We start from the raw sequence: 223 nt of genomic DNA, 5'->3' as shown, positions 1-223 counted from the left end.
GCGGCGTCGGTGGCAGCAGCCAGCTGTCCGCGCGCGTCGTAGCGCCAGCGCATCAGCGGCCACGTTTTATCCCCGCCGGAGTGGGTGGCGGCGGTGACCCGCTGCGGGAAGCGCTCATCCTCATAGTGCAGCGTGACGTCGATGGCCCGGGGTTCGTCATGGAGACTGACCAGGCGGCCCTGTGCATCCCACTCCGTTTCCAGGGCGTTGCCGTACTCATCGC

The 223-nt window shown here is 68.6% G+C and carries 1 protein-coding gene; it reads right to left on the bottom strand.

Annotation, left to right across the window (positions count from 1 at the left end; translation table 11 throughout):
• On the bottom strand, positions 1–223 hold a 223-nt coding region (locus tag WFN61_RS20885; protein WP_337039160.1), incomplete at both ends, for a hypothetical protein.

This window comes from Pseudescherichia sp. AS216 (assembly GCF_037152055.1).
In the GTDB taxonomy this organism is placed as follows: Bacteria; Pseudomonadota; Gammaproteobacteria; order Enterobacterales; family Enterobacteriaceae; genus Pseudescherichia.
Note: the sequence above shows the minus strand (reverse complement) of the source record. Positions and strands in the feature narration are given on the sequence as shown.